The following is a 17,053-nucleotide window of genomic DNA, read 5'->3' on the forward strand; positions in this document are numbered from 1 at the left end:
TTATATACTATTTTAATAAATATTTCAAGTTTTTTTGTAAGATAGTTTAGTCTTTATGACTAAACTCTATAGAATGAAGCCATTCAAACAAAGAGATAGATTTAAATTTTTTAAAGGAGCTTGGCAAAAATCAGACTAATAATACCTTTTAGTTTACCGTAGATTTGGCTATACAGTGTGAGTGGAGAGAGGGAGCGTACGCAAACAAAAAAATGAATTCTTTTCAGTTTGCTTTAGCTGTGAGGGCTGTTGTGAAGGAGCTTACTTAAAAGTAAGTGACTAAACAAACTCCCTCACAGATGAAGTAAAATGGAAAGAATTATTCCCATTCGATTGTTGCTGGGGGCTTGGATGAGATATCATACACTACCCTGTTGATCCCATCGATCTCATTGATGATTCTTCTACTCATTCCCTCCAGTACATCATGTGGTACATGCGCGAAAGTAGCTGTCATCCCATCAACAGACTCTACCATACGAATACATACGGTATTGTCATAGGTACGGTTATCTCCCATTACACCGACTGACTGTACATTCAACAGTACAGTAAATGCCTGCCATACTTTGTCATAGTAGCCTGTGGCTTTTAACTCTTCCTGCATAATGGCATCTGACTCCCGAAGCAGTCTAAGTGCCTCTTCATTAACATCACCCATTACTCTGATAGCCAGTCCCGGTCCAGGGAAGGGATGTCTACCTATCATATCTTTTGGAAGTCCCAGTTCAAGTCCCAGTTTTCTAACCTCATCTTTAAATATCTCTCTTAAAGGCTCTACCAGTTCAAAGGTCATCCAGTCAGGAAGTCCCCCTACATTGTGGTGAGATTTAATTGTTTTGGATGGGCCTTTAACGGAAACTGATTCTATAACATCGGTATAGAGTGTTCCCTGTGCAAGGAAAGCCACATCTGTATGTTTACTTGCCTCTTTGTCAAAGACTTCAATGAATTTTTCACCAATAGCTTTACGTTTTGTCTCAGGATCCGTCACACCTGCCAAAACATCCATGAATTCTTTTTTTGCATCAATCGTAATGAGTGGAATATCAAGAAGTTTAAACATATCCTGTACCTGTTCAGCTTCATCTTTTCGAAGCAACCCCTGATCAACAAATACACAGATAAGCTGTTCTTTCGGCAGTGCTTCATTCAGCATGGCAGCAACAACCGATGAATCAACACCTCCACTGACACCGCAAAGTACTTTTTTATCCCCTACCTGTGACTGTATCTGTGCAATCTTCTCTTTGGCAAAGCTTCCCATATTCCAGGTACTCTCACAGCCGCAAATATGTTTTGCAAAATTCTTCAGCAGTTTTGTTCCTTCTACCGAGTGGTGTACTTCCGGGTGAAACTGGAAAGCATAGAGTTGTGCCGACTCATTGGCTATGGCTGCATAAGGAGAGTTCTCACTCGTACCGACCACTTCAAATCCATCAGGCAGTCTCTCGGCTCTGTCACCATGACTCATCCAGACAATAGAGTCCTGTTCAATATCTTTAAAAATAAGAGAATCACTCTTCTCTATATGCAGTTTTGCCTTACCGTATTCATGATGATTTGCAGGAACGACCGATCCACCAAAATGCTGTGTGATCAGCTGCATTCCGTAACAAATACCCAAGATCGGTAATCCCAGATCCCAGATCGCATCATTCGGTTTATATGCATCTTCTGCGTATACAGATGCTGGTCCACCGGAGAGGATGATCCCCTGTGGTTTTCTAGCCTTGATATCTTCAATACTCTCACGGTAAGGTACAACTTCCGTATAGACACCTGATTCTCTTAATTTTCTTGCGATGAGTTGTGTATATTGTGAACCGAAGTCTAAAACTAGAATAGGTACTTGTTTCATAAATAAAATCCTTGTATTTGTATGAGTAAATTTTTCAACAAAAACTTATTCATATAAATGTACTCCCTTCAACAGAGAAAACTACCGTTCCCTGAGCCTGCCGAAGGAAGCTTGTCAAAGCTACATTAGGTGTGCGCCTATATGTAGTATTTCAAATTGTATATACCATACTATGATAGAAATAATATATCCCACCAATACTGTCCAGGCATATTTCATATGTGATGCAAAGGTATAGATACCATGCATTTTACCCATTACCCCAACACCTGCAGCTGAACCAAATGAGATAAGACTTCCACCTACACCTGCTGTCATTGTTACAAGCATCCATTGCGACTGTGCATCAGCACCCATATTGGGATCGGCTTTAAGCACAGCGGACATTACAGGAACATTATCTACGATTGAAGAGAGAAATCCTACTCCGATATTCACAGCCGTAGCTCCAAATTCTTGATAGAGGGTTGTAAAATATTCTAAAAAACCTAAAAAGTGTAGCCCGCCAACTGCTGCTAAAATACCAAAAAAGAAAAGCAATGTATCATTCTCAATTTTAGCGATCCATGAAAATGCATTTAATTGCGTTTCTGTCGGTCCTACATTGATTTTGTATACATACATTTTAAGCAATGCCAAACCAAACATCATTCCCCACATTGCAGGAAGATGCATAACCTGATGAGAAAGTACTGCGAGTGCAATGGTCAGTGCAAAAAGCCCTATAATGGTCTTTCCACCCTCTGCAATTTCTACTTTTTTCTCATCCGCACTAAACGGTGGTGTTCCCTCAGGAACAAAACGGCTGAGCAAAAATGCTGTGATACCCCAACCAAGTACGGCAGCAGGGAACAAAAAGAGGAATTCGGTAAATGCACCTTTTCCGTCTACCCATACCATCAGTGTTGTAATATCTCCAAACGGTGACCATGCACCGCCTGCATTGGCAGCAACCACAATGTTGATAGCACCGGGAACCAAGAAAGATTTATTCTCTTTATCTATTGTTAAGAGTACGGTAGAGAGGATCAACGCTGTCGTCAGGTTATCTGCAACCGGAGAGATAAAAAATGCCAAAAGACCGGTGATCCAAAAAAGTTTTTTATATGTATAGCCTTTAGAAACCAGATTGTAACGCAAGGCAGAAAAGACACCTCTGTCTATCATTGCTTCAATGTATGTCATTGCCACCATTAGGAAGAAGAAAATACCCGCGATCTCCACAATGAGATGCTCTACTTCAGTTTCAAGTGAATGTCCATCTAAGCCGTTCAGTGAAAAATAGAGCCCGATAAGCATAAAGATACCCGTTCCCGCAAGCAGTGCCGGTTTAGCTTTGTTGATATGATATTTATCTTCTGTGGCAATAAAATAATATCCTACAATAAATATAATAAGGGATAGTATCCCTACCCATGTGGTAGTCAAATGTAGTTGGTCGTGCATTTTTTTCCTTGTATGTAGTTAGTTTTCTATATAGTGTGAGCCCAAAGACTCTTTTCTCGCAAGCGCTGCCTCAACAATAGCCGATGCGGTATTAAGACGCAACTGAAGCAGCCGTCCTATCTCTTGATTTTTCATATCATAGATAAGGTTTTTTGCTTCATGCAAACCTTTGGTCGTCCTGATAATTCCTATGTCATTCCACATCACTTGGCGCAATTTCTGCTTATAGGTTTTATCATTTTCTTTGTGCAGAATATTACCGTAATCTTTCTCAAAAGCAGGTGTTTTGACTGCCTGATGTCTTTTACCCAAAAGATGATCTACTGCACGCTTTGCAAAAACCACTCCTTCAAGCAGTGAATTGGAAGCCAGACGGTTTGCACCATGTACACCTGTTCGTGCTGCTTCACCGATAACATAGAGCCCTTCCATCCCTTCAATACATCCATGTGTGTCACATTTTATCCCTCCATTTGCATAGTGAAATGCCGGAGAGATCGAAACTCTGTCTTTTGGGAAATGATAACCCAAAGCTTCAAAAGTATGTGTAATATTGGGGAAACGTTCATGGAACCACTGCTCCTCAAACATCGAGAAATCCAAATAGGCATTTTCTCCTGTTTTGCGCTTATAGTCAAATATACCCCGGGCAACAATATCACGACTTGCCAACTCCCCGCGTTCATCATAGTCAAAAAGGAAACGATTTTCCTTTTCTCCCACAATATGAGCTCCCTCTCCTCTAAGTGCTTCCGTCAAAAGAAGTTTCCTTGCATAAGGGGTATCTACAAAAACCGTCGGGTGGAACTGCATAAACTCCATATCGGAAAGTTCAATACCTTTTTCAACACAAATACCATGTATATCTGCTGAGACCGTACGGGAATTCGTGTTGTAGGCATAAAGGGAACCGACTCCTCCGCTGGCAATGATGACATCATCAGCATAAATGGTCGTAGGTTCATAATTCACTGTGGCTTTTACCCCGTAACATCTGCCGTTCTCTATCAGCAGATCATACACAAGAGTATTTTTTTGAAGTTTATGTTTATTCTGCACCATCATAAAATAGTGCATATAACGCCCTGTTGCATCTCCGCCTGCATGGACGATCCGTGCTACAGAGTGAGCCGCTTCTTTGGTATAAAGGATATTTCCCTCTTCATCTTTATCGAATTCCATCCCTTTGGCAATAATATCTGCTGTGGTTTCAAGCGAAGTACGTGAGAGGATCTCCACAGCTTCTTTATTATTGTGGTAGGCACCTGCTGCCATGGTATCTTCCACGTGCAAAGGAATATCTGCCTCATTCAAGGCGGTAACCATCCCTCCCTGTGCATAAAAAGTATTACATTCCCAGGGAATATCTTTACAAACAACCAGTACCTTTTTAGTCTTTGGCAACTGCATTGCGGCGTAAAGCCCTGCGATCCCGGCTCCAATGATCAGTACATCATATTTTGACACATCTTATCCTTTTACTGTTGTATTATTATCGGGTACATAGATCGGATTTGTTTTATGTCCGCAAGCAGTCAATACCATACAGCAAACAGATGCTATAATGACAGCATGAAAAAAGTGTCTGTTATTTTGTCTCATCTTAGCAATCAACCTCAATTTAAAGTTTTAAAGCAACAGAACTGCTATAAGAAGTATATCTCACTTCTGGGAGCAAAATGGCAAAAAGCAATTGCATTCATTTACATAAAGAATGATACACTTTTTGTTGCAGTCACACATCCGGGCTTTAAAATGGAACTTAATTATAATAGAGATTTATTAAAAAGCGTATTAACACAGCTTACAACCCATGATCAGGAATGTGAAATGCTCAAAGCCCAAAAGGTAGTAGTTTTTCACAGTAAATATCATACCATAGAGAAAAATGAAGGTAATGCAACGACCATACCTTATTATAATGAACTGGCTTCGAGTGATTTTGACATTTACACTGAAGATACAGAGCTCAAAGAGAAATTTGAAAAAATCAAAGCAGATATTAAAGCGCAGCTTCCATGAAACAGATCATCCAGAATCTTCCTGACTCTGCCGGGGTTTACCAATATTTTGACGCCAATGGGAAGCTGCTCTATGTAGGTAAAGCAAAAAATCTTAAAAACCGTGTTAAAAGCTACTGGCGGTTTACTCCCCGACTCACACCAAATCCCAGCCAGAGTTCCCGCATCATTAAAATGCTTCATGAAGCACAGAGTCTGGAATATATTGTAGTGGGAACCGAAGAAGATGCACTCATTTTAGAAAACTCCCTTATCAAACAGCTTAAACCCAAATACAATATTCTTCTGCGTGATGACAAGACCTACCCCTACATTTACATTGATGAATCTGTGGATTACCCACGATTTGAAATTACCAGAAAAGTGGTAAAAGGCAAAAATATCACCTATTACGGTCCTTTTCCTTCCGGCGGAAAAGCACTGTATGATGCTTTGTATGAAGTCTACCCTCTTATTCAGAAAAAATCTTGCCTTAAAGAAGGAAAAGCCTGTCTTTTCTACCAGATAAAAAAATGCTTGGCTCCGTGTGAGGGGAAAGTAACTCCTTTGGAATATGCCAAGATAGTAGATCAGGCAAAAGAGTCTATCAGCAAACGTAAAAAACTCATTACTATACTTGAAGAGAAAATGACAAACCTTGCACTACAGGAACGTTATGAAGAAGCAGGAGCAATGAGAGATTCCATTCAGACTATCTCCTCCCTGACTATTACTTCCAATATTGATCTTGCCAATACACTTGACTTGGATATTTTTGCCATACAAAACGGTGACGAACGGGGAGTAATTGTGAAACTTTTTATGCGTCAAGGAAAAATTATCTCTTCTACACATACCTACTTTAGGCATACCCATATTTTTGATGAAAATGAAGCCTATAAACAGGCACTTCTGGAATTCTATACTATAGATACTCCTCATATCTCTCAACAGATACTCACTGCCCATACCTTTGAAGACTCGCAGCAGGTCTCCCAAAGTCTCAGCATCCGCTTTGATAAAAAAATAGAAATACTTACTCCCCAAAGAGGAGCAAAAGCCAAGCTTGTTTCACTTGCATTGCAAAACTGTGAGGAGCTGCTGCGTAAAAAACAAAATGACACCATCATGGAACAGAAGATCGCTGATCTTTTTGATCTTTCAGTCATACCATACCGCATAGAGACTTTTGACAACTCTCATATGATGGGGGTCGCTATTGTCGGAGGAATGGTTGTTTGGAATGAAAATAAATGGGATAAGTCCAGCTATAGACGTTATGCATTAGATGCCAGAGATGAATACGGACAGATGAAAGAGATGCTTTCACGTCGAATAGAGAAATTTTCCAGTGAACCTGCACCTGATCTATGGATACTTGATGGAGGACAGGCCAACTTCAATCTTGCTAAAGCACTGTTACAAGAGGCACATGTCAATCTTGATGTTATAGCCATAGCAAAAGAGAAGCTTGACAGCAAGGCACACCGTGCAAAAGGTGCAGCAAGAGATATCATCTATTCAACACAAGGTATTGTTGAACTCAAACCCAATGACAAACGGCTTCACTGGATACAGAGACAAAGAGATGAAGCACACCGCTATGCTATCACCTATCATCAAAATAAAAAAAGAAAAGAAGATACACAAATTTCACTACTTAATAAAAAAGGGATCGGGAAAGCCTCTGTTAAAAAACTGATTGATTATTTTGGTACATTCGAAGCGATAGAAAATGCATCATTTGAAACTATTCGGCAGGTTACCAACAGGCAAATTGCCACTATTTTAAAAGAAAAGGATATTCATTGACATTTTTTGACATTTTTTTGATAGACTTACCGTTATAAAACCTTTTTCATATTTTTTACTAGAAAAATGATCTTTTTCATGCTATTTTTAGTTTATTTGTTATAAGGTTATAGTAGGAAAGTTATATCAAAACTTATATTCACTGAAATAAGATATTTGAATTTATAATTTACGAGACAAAGCTAAACTCATTGTGAAGTGAGGGCAGAAAACCATGGGTCTCTTGAAGATTGCCAGGTTACCAGAGTAGCATTATTACTTCTTCTGAAAACCCTTTCTTCAATTTTGACTCATTTAAAGGAGTATCCTGTGCACACACCTGAGCCTATAGATGAAGAGTATACCTTTGAAAAAGGTCTGATCGTAAGTTCAACAAATCTTAAAGGTATCATTACCTATGCCAATCGAAAGTTCTGTGAAATTTCAGGATACAGTAAGGATGAGCTTACAGGAAAGAATCACAATATCGTTAGACATCCAGATATGCCAAAAGCAGCATTCAAAGAAGTATGGAACACCATACAGGAAGGAAAAGAGTGGTCAGGCCTTGTAAAAAATCTTCGAAAAGACGGAAGATATTATTGGGTATATTCACATATCGCACCTGTGAAAACGGATGATATGATCACAGGATATACTGCAGCAAGAAGACCTGCCGACGAAACAGAAATAGAAGAGATCATCCCTCTATACAGGGATATGTTAGAAAAAGAGAATCATTCATAAAAGGAGTTGTACACATCATGTATTATATAACCAATCACAACCATCAGATCATTGCTGCCGACAGTAGCTTTTTAGGCTTACTTCACATAGAAAGCATAGATGAACTTTATACCAAAATAGCATTAGGCGACATTACTTTTACATCTTCTCTTGAGAATAAGGTCACGATCACAACATCCCAGGGAGAAGAATCCTATGCTACTCAGATCAGTACTCTCAGCAGCATTTTGGGAAACATGACCCTGGTTCAGCTGGAAATATCTGAAGAAGTATCAGTTTCTCCGGAGAAAGACTTCACAGAAGATCTTCTTATTATCGGAAGTAATGAAATAAATGATATACCTGTCTCAGATACAGCTTTAGAAGAAGTCATTGAAAAGAATGAGAAAATTGATGAGTCCCTTCCTGAAGAAGATCTTCTTTCTCTTAAGGAAGAGATAACTACACCAGAAGCAGATACTGTAACACATGATGATCTGTCTATACTAGATGATGAACCCATATCTTTTAACGATACGGTTACTGAAACAGAAGAAGAAATATCTCTTTTGGATGATACCCCTATGGATCTTCAGGAAACAGAGACAAGCAGAGAGGATCATGAAGAAATATTACCAAATGAAACAGAAAGCAGTGATGAACTTTTTGACCTTCTCCTGCCTAATGCTCCTGAAGAAACGATAGATGAGATATCACTTCAGGAAACAGACGAACAGAAAGCAGACTTACAAGAAGAGGATCATACTCCGATCCTGATCAATATAGAACATATCAGTAAAGAGATCGGTATCTCTACAGAAGATTATAACAACTTCCTCAATGAATATATAGATACAGCGATTACATTGGAAAAAGATCTTAAAAGCGATCAAGACGAGAAACGTTCTCATGCCATTACCACACTTTCACATCTTGCAAGTGTTCTGCATCTTCCTATGATCACAGAGATCATCACACAGATCAAAAACCAATCGGTAGAGAATCAAAACAGCAGTGTAAGCACTCTATACAATACCTTGTCCAGACTTACGACACAAAAAGCCGATATAATAGAAGAAGTATCAGCTCCGTTAGCAGAAGCAGATATCGCAGTTAAACCATCCGGTACGGAAGGTTTCGGAACGATCAATCTTGATGATGTCAAGCCTATACATTTTGATTTTCAATTGGAAGAAGCAGCCAATGATCTTAGTCTTCCAGTAGAACTTATAGAGGAGTTCGTACATGATTTTATAGAACAAGGTCATACAGAAACAAAAAAAATGTTAGCTGCCTATGAAAAAGGCGACTTGGATACGATCCAAAAGATCGGTCACTTGCTTAAGGGAGCATCAAGCAACTTGCGTATCAATCCACTCTCTGATACCCTTTATAAGATCCAATTCTGTGAAGACAGCAGTCAGCTGGAAACATTGATCAAAGATTATTGGGCGCATTTTCTCTCTTTTGAAATGCAAATCAATCTTATATCAAAATAAAAGGAAATAAACGATGACCATACGAAATAGACTTAAGCTCATTGGACTTGTACCGATTGTACTTCTTATCTTATTATCAAGTTATTTCTTTGTAACTTCATATTTGAATTTTGAAAAAGCACACGCTTTAAAAACCGTCTTAAGTAACAATGCCTATCTTGGCAATACATTGGTACAAATAGGTAAAGAACGTGGTCTTACTGCCCTTTACATGGGAAGCGAAGGAAAAGAGTTTGGTGATTCTTTAAAGAAACAAAGAACCGATACAGACAGATCTTTTCAAACACTTAAAAAAAATCTGGTTGTTAGAGATACAAGTTATATTCCGCTACTTCTAAAACTTTTAGGTGAAAATCAACCTATAGATAATGGTAAATACCAAAAATTACTTCACAATCTTGGAAAAATATCCGGTCTTAGAAAAACAGTAGATGCAAACAGTAAAGATTTTAAACATATCTTTTTTGACGGCTACACTAAAACATTTGCCACACCCATACTTGACAACCTTTCCCAAATAGATAATTTTGTATTAAATACTGAAATGTCCTCCCTTATTTCCACACTTTCCCAACTTTCGATCGCAAAAGAGAATAGTGCTCTCGAAAGAGGCTTTGTTGCTTACTATATGACAAAAAAAGCTTCTATGTCCTTTGAAGAGATCGCGTTATGGGATCAGTTCAAAACCAAAGCAAATGCCTTTGATCTTAAACAGGTAAGCAACCCTGATCTTCATCAAAAGTTGGCAAAGATATTCAATGCTCCCAAAGCCAAAGAACTTCTTACAGAGTTGGCAGAGACATCTTCTGCCATTCAGACAGATGTTGATAACGGAGATTATGCGGAAGAAGCTATGGATTGGTTTGCCCTGCAGACCCAAAAAATTTCTTTACTTTCAAAAGCTGAACTGATAACCTCCAATGCTTTATGGAAAAAGAGTGATACCTATTTGCAAAAACAACTTCTTTTGCTTGCCATTGCTACAGCAATCTGGTTATTGAGTTTTATTCTGGCATTCCTCGGATATGCTACAACACGTGATATTTCCAGAAATATTAAAGAACTTGAAGATGTACTGAATAAAGCAGTCGATGAAATGAAGAGCAGTGAGCATTATCTTGCCTCAGATACTGCTGCGATAGAAAATATTGAACTTGATACGCATGAGGGAACAAAAGAAGCCTATAGATTCCTTGAAACCCTGGTAGACAATGCAAAACAAGATAAACTTACAGCCCTTCAGGCCAATGAAGCCAAATCACTTTTCCTTGCCAATATGTCCCATGAGATCCGTACACCTCTGAACGGTATTGTCGGCTTTACTGAAATTTTAAGAAGTACAGATCTGACTGCAGAACAAGATGAATTCCTTTCCATCATTGATAAAAGTTCGGAAAATCTTCTGAGTATTATCAACAATATTCTTGATCTTTCCAAAATTGAAAGCAATAAGATCGAGATCGAGAATATCGTATTTGATGCCCAGGAAGAGTTTGAAAGTGCCATTGAAACCTATTCTGTAGGAGCCGCTGAGAAGAATATTGATCTTAATTTCTATATGGATCCGATGATCAGTAAAAAACTTAAAGGTGACCCAACCAAGATCAAAGAGATCCTGATCAATCTTCTTTCCAATGCAATCAAATTTACAAGTCACGGCGGAGAGATCAATCTTGAAATAAGAAAAACACAGGCTGAAGATGATCTTAATCCCAAGATCACTTTCTCTGTTCAGGATAATGGGATCGGTATGACAAAAGATCAACAATCCCGTATCTTTGATGCCTTCTCTCAGGCAGATGTCTCTGTTACACGTAAATATGGAGGTACAGGACTCGGATTAACGATCTCCAGTCAATTTGTTGAGCTTATGGGTGGGCATTTAGAACTTGAAAGTGCAAAAGACCACGGTACAACATTCTATTTCTCCTTACCTCTTGAAGAGATCACATCTACTGATATGAATTATACGCATGCCTTTAAAAATATGACTATCGGTAAATATGAACAGGATGTTCCTACAAAACTTGACAGTTATCTGGAAACATATTTTGAATACTTTGGACCAACTGTCAAACATTTTGAATCTGTTGCTGATCTTAAAGAGTTGAATGATAATGATGTTTGCAAGAGTTACTGGATAGATATCGATAAAGCCAAGCAGAATATTATGGATGCTATTGCCAATATTGACAAATCAAAACTGATCGTTATAGCAAATGTAACCAGCCGTAATAAGATCGAAGAGATGGGTATATCACAGGACAATGTTATATTCAAACCTGTCACACTTTCCAAGCTGAAAAATATACTCAGTAACAGTGCCAATACAACACCTCAACTCATTGAGGAAGCTTTACCTGCACATGCTACGAAATTTGATGCGAAGATACTGGTAACAGAAGACAATATTATTAACCAAAAACTTATCAAACGAATCCTTGAAGAGCATGGTATCACTGTTGATCTGGCAAATAACGGTCTTGAATCTTTTGAAAAACGCAGAAATAATGATTACGACCTTCTTTTTATGGATATCCAGATGCCTGTTATGGACGGTATTGAGGCGACCCATGAGATACTTGACTATGAAGAGGATGAAGAGATCCCTCATGTGCCTATTGTAGCATTGACTGCCAATGCACTGAAAGGAGACAGAGAAAAATTCCTGGGTGAAGGTATGGATGAGTATATCACTAAACCTATTGAGACAAGTGAATTGCTGTATGTTCTCAATAAATTCCTCTCCGATAAATCAAAAACTGTTTCTTCTGAAGGATCAGTTTTACCAAAAATAGAAGATAAGGCAACCAAGACAAGTAATAAACGTAAAAAAGAATCTTCACATAAAGAAGAGCAAGACAGTATCATATCTTTAGATGAAACACCATCTGAAGATCACGCTTTAGACAAAAAGATACTGATCGCCAAAAAACTCTTTTTAGAGAGTCGTGTTCTAACAAAAGTGATCGACAATCTTGGATATGCATATGATACTTTAAGCAGTGTGGATCTTCTTGAAAATGAACTTGCATTAGGAAAATATGACATACTCTTTACCGATGAAGAACTCATTACCGACAGCATCCGTCAATCTAATGATAATCTGGCTATAATCACGACCGTAAATTCAAAAGAAGAGATACAAGATCTTATTAAAAAAAATAGAGGATAACACCGATGGCATTAAAAGTACTCATTGTTGATGATGATTTCATTAACAGAAAACTATTACAGACTCTTCTTAAAAAGAATCCAGGCGTAACAGATATTTTAGAGGCTGAAAATGGTTCAGATGCACTGGATAAATTAAAAAAGGACTCTGATATCAATCTTATTTTATTGGATATCATGATGCCGATCGTTGACGGAATAGAGTTTTTAAAGATCTTTAGATCCGATATGGCAAATGCTCATATACCTGTCATCGTCCTCTCTACTGATGATACAAGAAAAACAGAAGTCTTTGATAATGGTGCCAATGATTTTTTGAGAAAACCCATTAAGGAAGATGACCTGTTCGGCAAGATCGAACAGTGGTCTTAGGAATTTCAAACATTCTCTTTTAACACAGTCCTTCCGGACTTGTGACTTATTTTACAAAAACTTCTTTCAATACATCATCTACCGTTGAAACCCCTATAATTTTAATATGGTCTTTTACCTCATGAGGTATATCGTCAAGATCACGTTCATAATTTTTTACAGGAATAAGTGCTTTGGTCACACCCGCTTTATAGGCAGCAATAAGTTTTTCCTTCAATCCACCGATCGGAAGGACTTTCCCGGTTAAAGTCACTTCCCCTGTCATCGCAACCCTGTTATCTACTTTTTGTTCACTCAAAATAGAGGCAATCGCTGTTACCATGGTGATCCCTGCACTCGGTCCGTCTTTTGGGGTTGCACCTTCGGGTACATGGATATGCAGATCATAACGCTTATAGACTTCACTTGCATCTACAGCAATATGCTCTTCTCTCTCTTTGGCACTGTGTGGTATGACAGAAGAAGGGATAGTCAACTTTCTCTGGTCTATGAGTATCTTTACGACAGAGTGTGCAATACGTACAGACTCTTTCATGACATCCCCCAGACTTCCGGTAAGCTGCAATGCCCCCTTGCCTTTGATCTTGATCGCTTCAATGGTCAGCACATCCCCGCCTACAGTAGTCCATGCAAGTCCCGATACCACACCGATTTGCGGTTTGGTATCAACCAGAGAGATTTCAAATACTTTTTTATCGGTATATTTCTCTAAATTCTTTTTCGTGATGTGTATGGCATCTTTACTTCTGTCTTCTAAGAGTTTTCTTGCACATTTTCTCATCAGTGAAGCAATTCTTCTACGGAGGTTTCTTACCCCTGCTTCTCTGGTATATTCATCTATGAGTATTTTCAATGCTTTGTCTGAAATAGAGAATTCTCTGCGTTTTAAAGCATGTTTCTTTAACTCTTGAGGGATCAAATAACGTTTTGCGATCTCAAATTTCTCTTTAGGCGTATAGGAGTTGAGTCCTATGAATTCCATTCTGTCACGAAGCGGCGCAGGTATACGTCCGACATCATTAGCAGTAGCAATGAATATCGCTTTGCTCAGATCAATATTGAAATTCAAATAATAATCCCTATACTTGCTGTTTTGTTCAGGATCTAGTATTTCAAGAAGTGCTGCTGTAGGGTCACCCCGCATACTTCTACCTACTTTGTCTATCTCGTCAAGTACAATGACAGGATCCATACTTTTAGCTTCTATCAGTCCCTGCACGACTCGTCCGGGCATTGCTCCCACATAGGTTCGTCTGTGCCCTCTAAGCTCATTAACATCTTCCAGTCCACCCAGTGCCATGCGTACAAGCGGACGTCCCAATGCTGTAGCAATGGAATTTGCCAATGATGTCTTCCCTACTCCCGGAGGTCCCGCAAAACAGAGGATCACCCCTCCGATCTCTTTTTGCTTCACACCTCTAAGCTGTGCGAGTTCACGTACTGAAAAGAACTCGACAATACGCTCTTTTGGTTTTTCCAAAGAGTAGTGGTCTTTGTCAAGCTCCTGGGAAACATCTTCGACCGAGAGACTTTTTTTACTTGTTTTTCCAAAAGGAAGTTCAAGTACCCATTCCAGATAACTCTGGATCACATGCGCTTCACTGCTTTCAGGATGCATCCGTGCAAAACGATCCAACTGTTTGCTGATCTCTTTAAATGCATCTTCCTGCATGTAGGGCTTCAGTGCTTCTACTTTTTCTCTAAAGGCAGCGATCTCCTCTTCACGCTGCGTATCCATACCCAACTCCTGCTGTATCTCTTTGAGCTGCTCTTTTAGAAAATACTCTTTATTGGTCTGTTCTATTTTGGAATGTACTTTTGTCCGTATCTCTCTTTGTACTTTGGCTGACTCTATCTCTGAAGTGATCACATCTATAAGCTCAAGCAGTCTTTTTTCAATATTGGGCTCTATATAGAGTGCATACGCTACTTCTTTATCAAGTTTCAGCATCGAAGATACCAGATCTGCAATACGATGAGGCTCGTCATTTTCTTCTATGGTACGTACAAGATCCGCGGGAAAATGGCTGTTCATGGAAGAGAGTATCTTTATTTTATCTCTTAAAATTCCCATCAGTGCATCTGCTTTAAGTCTGTTATAGCTGTCCAATTTGACAATGTCTATCACTGCCCGGTTAAAATCTCCCGGGATCGGTTCTATGATCTCACCGCGGGCAAGTCCCTGAAAAAGTATTTTAACCCTGCCGTCAGGAATATGTACCTTACGCATGATAGAGCCGACCACTCCAACCTTATACATCGCATCAAAATCACGACTTCCCTCTTTCCCGGCAACAGATGATGTTACAAAAAGTAAAGAGTTGTTTTCCATGGCATCCGTAGCAGCATCGATATCTTTCTGATCTGTAAGAAAAATGGGGCTGATCATAAAAGGATAAAGGAAAAGTTCATCTTCTACGACAATAGGTAAAGTAGTGGGAAATGCATCATAATCACTGAGTTGCATAGGTATCTCCTAGAATGTAATTTATTTGAATGGTTTAATCATTTATTGTAGGGGCAGATTCTATATCTGCTCAAGAAACAAATACGCAAATTAGGGCAGATATGGAATCTGCCCCTACATATTTATATTTTAATCAAAAATCTTCCCGATGATCCCTTTTTCCGGTGGAGTAATATCGGTCATTTCCACCACAGAATCACTGTTCTTCTCTCTATAGATTTCTGCAGCATCAGGCTTACCGGTTCTTTCATAAAGTGCTGCAATATTCTCATTGAGCAGATACTGACTCATATGAAGTCTGATCAAGATCGTATTGACAAGCGGTGCATACGCCGAACCCGGATACCTTACAAGATATCTGTTCGCATTGGCTATAGAATCCATAATAAGCTTTTGATCCTTGTAGACATCTTTGATCCCGAGGAATGCAGCTTTAAGCTTCATGAAGTCTGTGTATTCACGATCATCTCCTTCACCAAAACGTTTATTGTACTCATCCAGATAGTAGTTTGCCAACAGGTACTCTTCTTTGTTCATATGTGCATGTGCCAGCATCATAATGGCTGTAGGCATAAGCGGTGAACGCATATGCTCACTTTTTAAAGAGATATAATAGGCATCTGCCTTATCCATATTACCGTCACTGATACTCTTTCCTATTTTCTTATACCAGTACAGTGCCGGCTTATTGAATTCCGCTACTTCATCTTTGTTGGCACAGCCTACAAATAAAAATGCTAACGCTATTGCTACTAAAATAGTTCTTTTTAATTTCATTGTTTACCTTCAAATATAATCATAAACTTTATGATATCTCAATGTATGTAAAAAGTGTATTAGGTTTAAGAAGAAATATATAAAATTCCATACGCTTCTCTATAAAACACACTTACGAGTCGGGCTGTCCTACTATAAAAGCATGTCCCGTCTGTTGTTCTATGGTTACAAACATATCCGGAATATCCGGATAATTTAAAAATCTGAATTTTATCGTACAGTCTCCATGCATGAGGGTAGCATCATTGTTTGCTGCATTATAAATGCCTCTATGGGGTCTTCCCAAATGATCGAAAGCAACATGCTGTACTGCAATACCTGATGTCCCTGTTGCACCTACAGGTGTATCACATCCGCTAAAATCAATATTTGTGATCCCATACTTCTTTCCAAGAAATATACTGCTGCTCTCATTTGCTCCGATCGTACTGCTTCCTGCAAGATGGTACATCGGTTTCCCTGAACGCGGATCAGTTGCGACTTCATTCAAGTCTACGTTATTGTCTCCATCCCTGCTGGAAGAGATCGTATAGAACCATTTTACTGTGCCGTCTTCTGTATATTGTGCAAAGCGTATATGCCAAAGACTTCTCTGCCAAGGCTGTCCTGTTGGGTTTCTTGGATCTGTCTTATCATCCATAAGGGCAAGATGCTGTGTATAGCGTATGGCTGAGAGTATATTGTCCGCTGCCTGTTGCTGTACATCACTGTCTAATCTCGGTATCCCCACTGCTGCAAGTACCCCCAATACCACTATTACCATTACCAGTTCCAACATTGTAAATGCAGCCTGCTTTGTTTTATGCATATCAAACCTTATAGTGTGTCAAATAACACAAAGTATATCCCTTTTTGACTAAAAAGAATGTGTTAATCATAATTTCCCTATAATAATACCATATTATTTTTTGACTTTTTTTGACTTTTTTTTGTTAGAATG

12 protein-coding genes and 1 riboswitch are annotated in these 17,053 nt (G+C 38.9%); of the genes, 6 read left to right on the top strand and 6 right to left on the bottom strand.

The features are described from left to right. Positions 1-319: 319 nt before the first annotated feature. The 3 genes from guaA to MVE01_RS02500 form a co-directional block, all read right to left on the bottom strand. The gene (guaA, locus tag MVE01_RS02490) at positions 320-1,861 is read right to left on the bottom strand and encodes a glutamine-hydrolyzing GMP synthase (protein WP_472560580.1); all 1,542 of its coding nucleotides are present in this window, start codon (positions 1,859-1,861) and stop codon (positions 320-322) included. A 120-nt stretch (positions 1,862-1,981) separates the two neighbouring features. Continuing rightward, the gene (nhaD, locus tag MVE01_RS02495; RefSeq protein ID WP_472560581.1) at positions 1,982-3,307 is read right to left on the bottom strand and encodes a sodium:proton antiporter NhaD; all 1,326 of its coding nucleotides are present in this window, start codon (positions 3,305-3,307) and stop codon (positions 1,982-1,984) included. An 18-nt stretch (positions 3,308-3,325) separates the two neighbouring features. Continuing rightward, positions 3,326-4,774 (bottom strand): L-aspartate oxidase, encoded by a 1,449-nt coding sequence (locus MVE01_RS02500; protein ID WP_472560582.1) that lies wholly within the window; start codon positions 4,772-4,774, stop codon positions 3,326-3,328. 54 nt (positions 4,775-4,828) lie between these two features. Between MVE01_RS02500 and MVE01_RS02505 the strand changes: the two genes are divergently transcribed. The 6 genes from MVE01_RS02505 (at position 4,829) to MVE01_RS02530 (ending at position 12,869) form a co-directional block, all read left to right on the top strand. After that, the gene (locus tag MVE01_RS02505) at positions 4,829-5,329 is read left to right on the top strand and encodes a DciA family protein (RefSeq protein ID WP_472560583.1); all 501 of its coding nucleotides are present in this window, start codon (positions 4,829-4,831) and stop codon (positions 5,327-5,329) included. Beyond that, entirely contained in the window at positions 5,326-7,119 is a 1,794-nt protein-coding gene (gene uvrC / locus MVE01_RS02510; RefSeq protein WP_472560584.1) for an excinuclease ABC subunit UvrC, read from the top strand. The genes MVE01_RS02505 and uvrC overlap by 4 nt, the downstream gene beginning before the upstream one ends. Before the next feature lie 171 nt (positions 7,120-7,290). Beyond that, positions 7,291-7,365: riboswitch (cyclic di-GMP riboswitch) on the top strand. Positions 7,366-7,428: 63 nt separating this feature from the next. Next, the gene (locus MVE01_RS02515; RefSeq protein WP_472560585.1) at positions 7,429-7,845 is read left to right on the top strand and encodes a PAS domain-containing protein; all 417 of its coding nucleotides are present in this window, start codon (positions 7,429-7,431) and stop codon (positions 7,843-7,845) included. 17 nt (positions 7,846-7,862) lie between these two features. Further along, positions 7,863-9,323, top strand: coding sequence for a hypothetical protein (locus MVE01_RS02520; protein ID WP_472560586.1), 1,461 nt, complete (start codon positions 7,863-7,865; stop codon positions 9,321-9,323). A 13-nt stretch (positions 9,324-9,336) separates the two neighbouring features. Continuing rightward, positions 9,337-12,498, top strand: a complete 3,162-nt coding sequence (locus MVE01_RS02525) for an ATP-binding protein (protein ID WP_472560587.1) — start codon at positions 9,337-9,339, stop codon at positions 12,496-12,498. 5 nt (positions 12,499-12,503) lie between these two features. After that, positions 12,504-12,869: a response regulator gene (locus tag MVE01_RS02530; protein WP_472560588.1), complete on the top strand. Its 366-nt coding sequence runs from the start codon at positions 12,504-12,506 to the stop codon at positions 12,867-12,869. Between the two features lie 46 nt (positions 12,870-12,915). On the opposite strand, the gene lon is transcribed toward MVE01_RS02530, so the two are convergent. The 3 genes from lon to MVE01_RS02545 form a co-directional block, all read right to left on the bottom strand. Beyond that, positions 12,916-15,336, bottom strand: a complete 2,421-nt coding sequence (lon, locus tag MVE01_RS02535) for an endopeptidase La (RefSeq protein WP_472560589.1) — start codon at positions 15,334-15,336, stop codon at positions 12,916-12,918. 129 nt (positions 15,337-15,465) lie between these two features. Continuing rightward, entirely contained in the window at positions 15,466-16,113 is a 648-nt protein-coding gene (locus MVE01_RS02540; RefSeq protein ID WP_472560590.1) for an outer membrane protein assembly factor BamD, read from the bottom strand. Between the two features lie 112 nt (positions 16,114-16,225). Next, a complete protein-coding gene (locus MVE01_RS02545; protein ID WP_472560591.1) occupies positions 16,226-16,921 on the bottom strand; it encodes a prepilin-type N-terminal cleavage/methylation domain-containing protein in 696 nt (231 codons plus the stop codon). Between the last annotated feature and the right edge of the window lie 132 nt (positions 16,922-17,053).

Origin of the sequence: Sulfurovum sp. (genome assembly GCA_026990595.1) — a bacterium.
Taxonomy (GTDB): domain Bacteria; phylum Campylobacterota; class Campylobacteria; order Campylobacterales; family Sulfurovaceae; genus Sulfurovum.

What these genes read in the sequence shown, in the direction of transcription:
- guaA (WP_472560580.1), bottom strand. Translation starts at nt 1,861, where the DNA reads ATGAAACAAGTACCTATTCTAGTTTTAGACTTCGGTTCACAATATACA.
- nhaD (WP_472560581.1), bottom strand. Translation starts at nt 3,307, where the DNA reads ATGCACGACCAACTACATTTGACTACCACATGGGTAGGGATACTATCC.
- MVE01_RS02505 (WP_472560583.1), top strand. Translation starts at nt 4,829, where the DNA reads ATGTCCGCAAGCAGTCAATACCATACAGCAAACAGATGCTATAATGAC.
- uvrC (WP_472560584.1), top strand. Translation starts at nt 5,326, where the DNA reads ATGAAACAGATCATCCAGAATCTTCCTGACTCTGCCGGGGTTTACCAA.
- MVE01_RS02520 (WP_472560586.1), top strand. Translation starts at nt 7,863, where the DNA reads ATGTATTATATAACCAATCACAACCATCAGATCATTGCTGCCGACAGT.
- MVE01_RS02525 (WP_472560587.1), top strand. Translation starts at nt 9,337, where the DNA reads ATGACCATACGAAATAGACTTAAGCTCATTGGACTTGTACCGATTGTA.
- MVE01_RS02530 (WP_472560588.1), top strand. Translation starts at nt 12,504, where the DNA reads ATGGCATTAAAAGTACTCATTGTTGATGATGATTTCATTAACAGAAAA.
- lon (WP_472560589.1), bottom strand. Translation starts at nt 15,336, where the DNA reads ATGCAACTCAGTGATTATGATGCATTTCCCACTACTTTACCTATTGTC.
- MVE01_RS02540 (WP_472560590.1), bottom strand. Translation starts at nt 16,113, where the DNA reads ATGAAATTAAAAAGAACTATTTTAGTAGCAATAGCGTTAGCATTTTTA.
- MVE01_RS02545 (WP_472560591.1), bottom strand. Translation starts at nt 16,921, where the DNA reads ATGCATAAAACAAAGCAGGCTGCATTTACAATGTTGGAACTGGTAATG.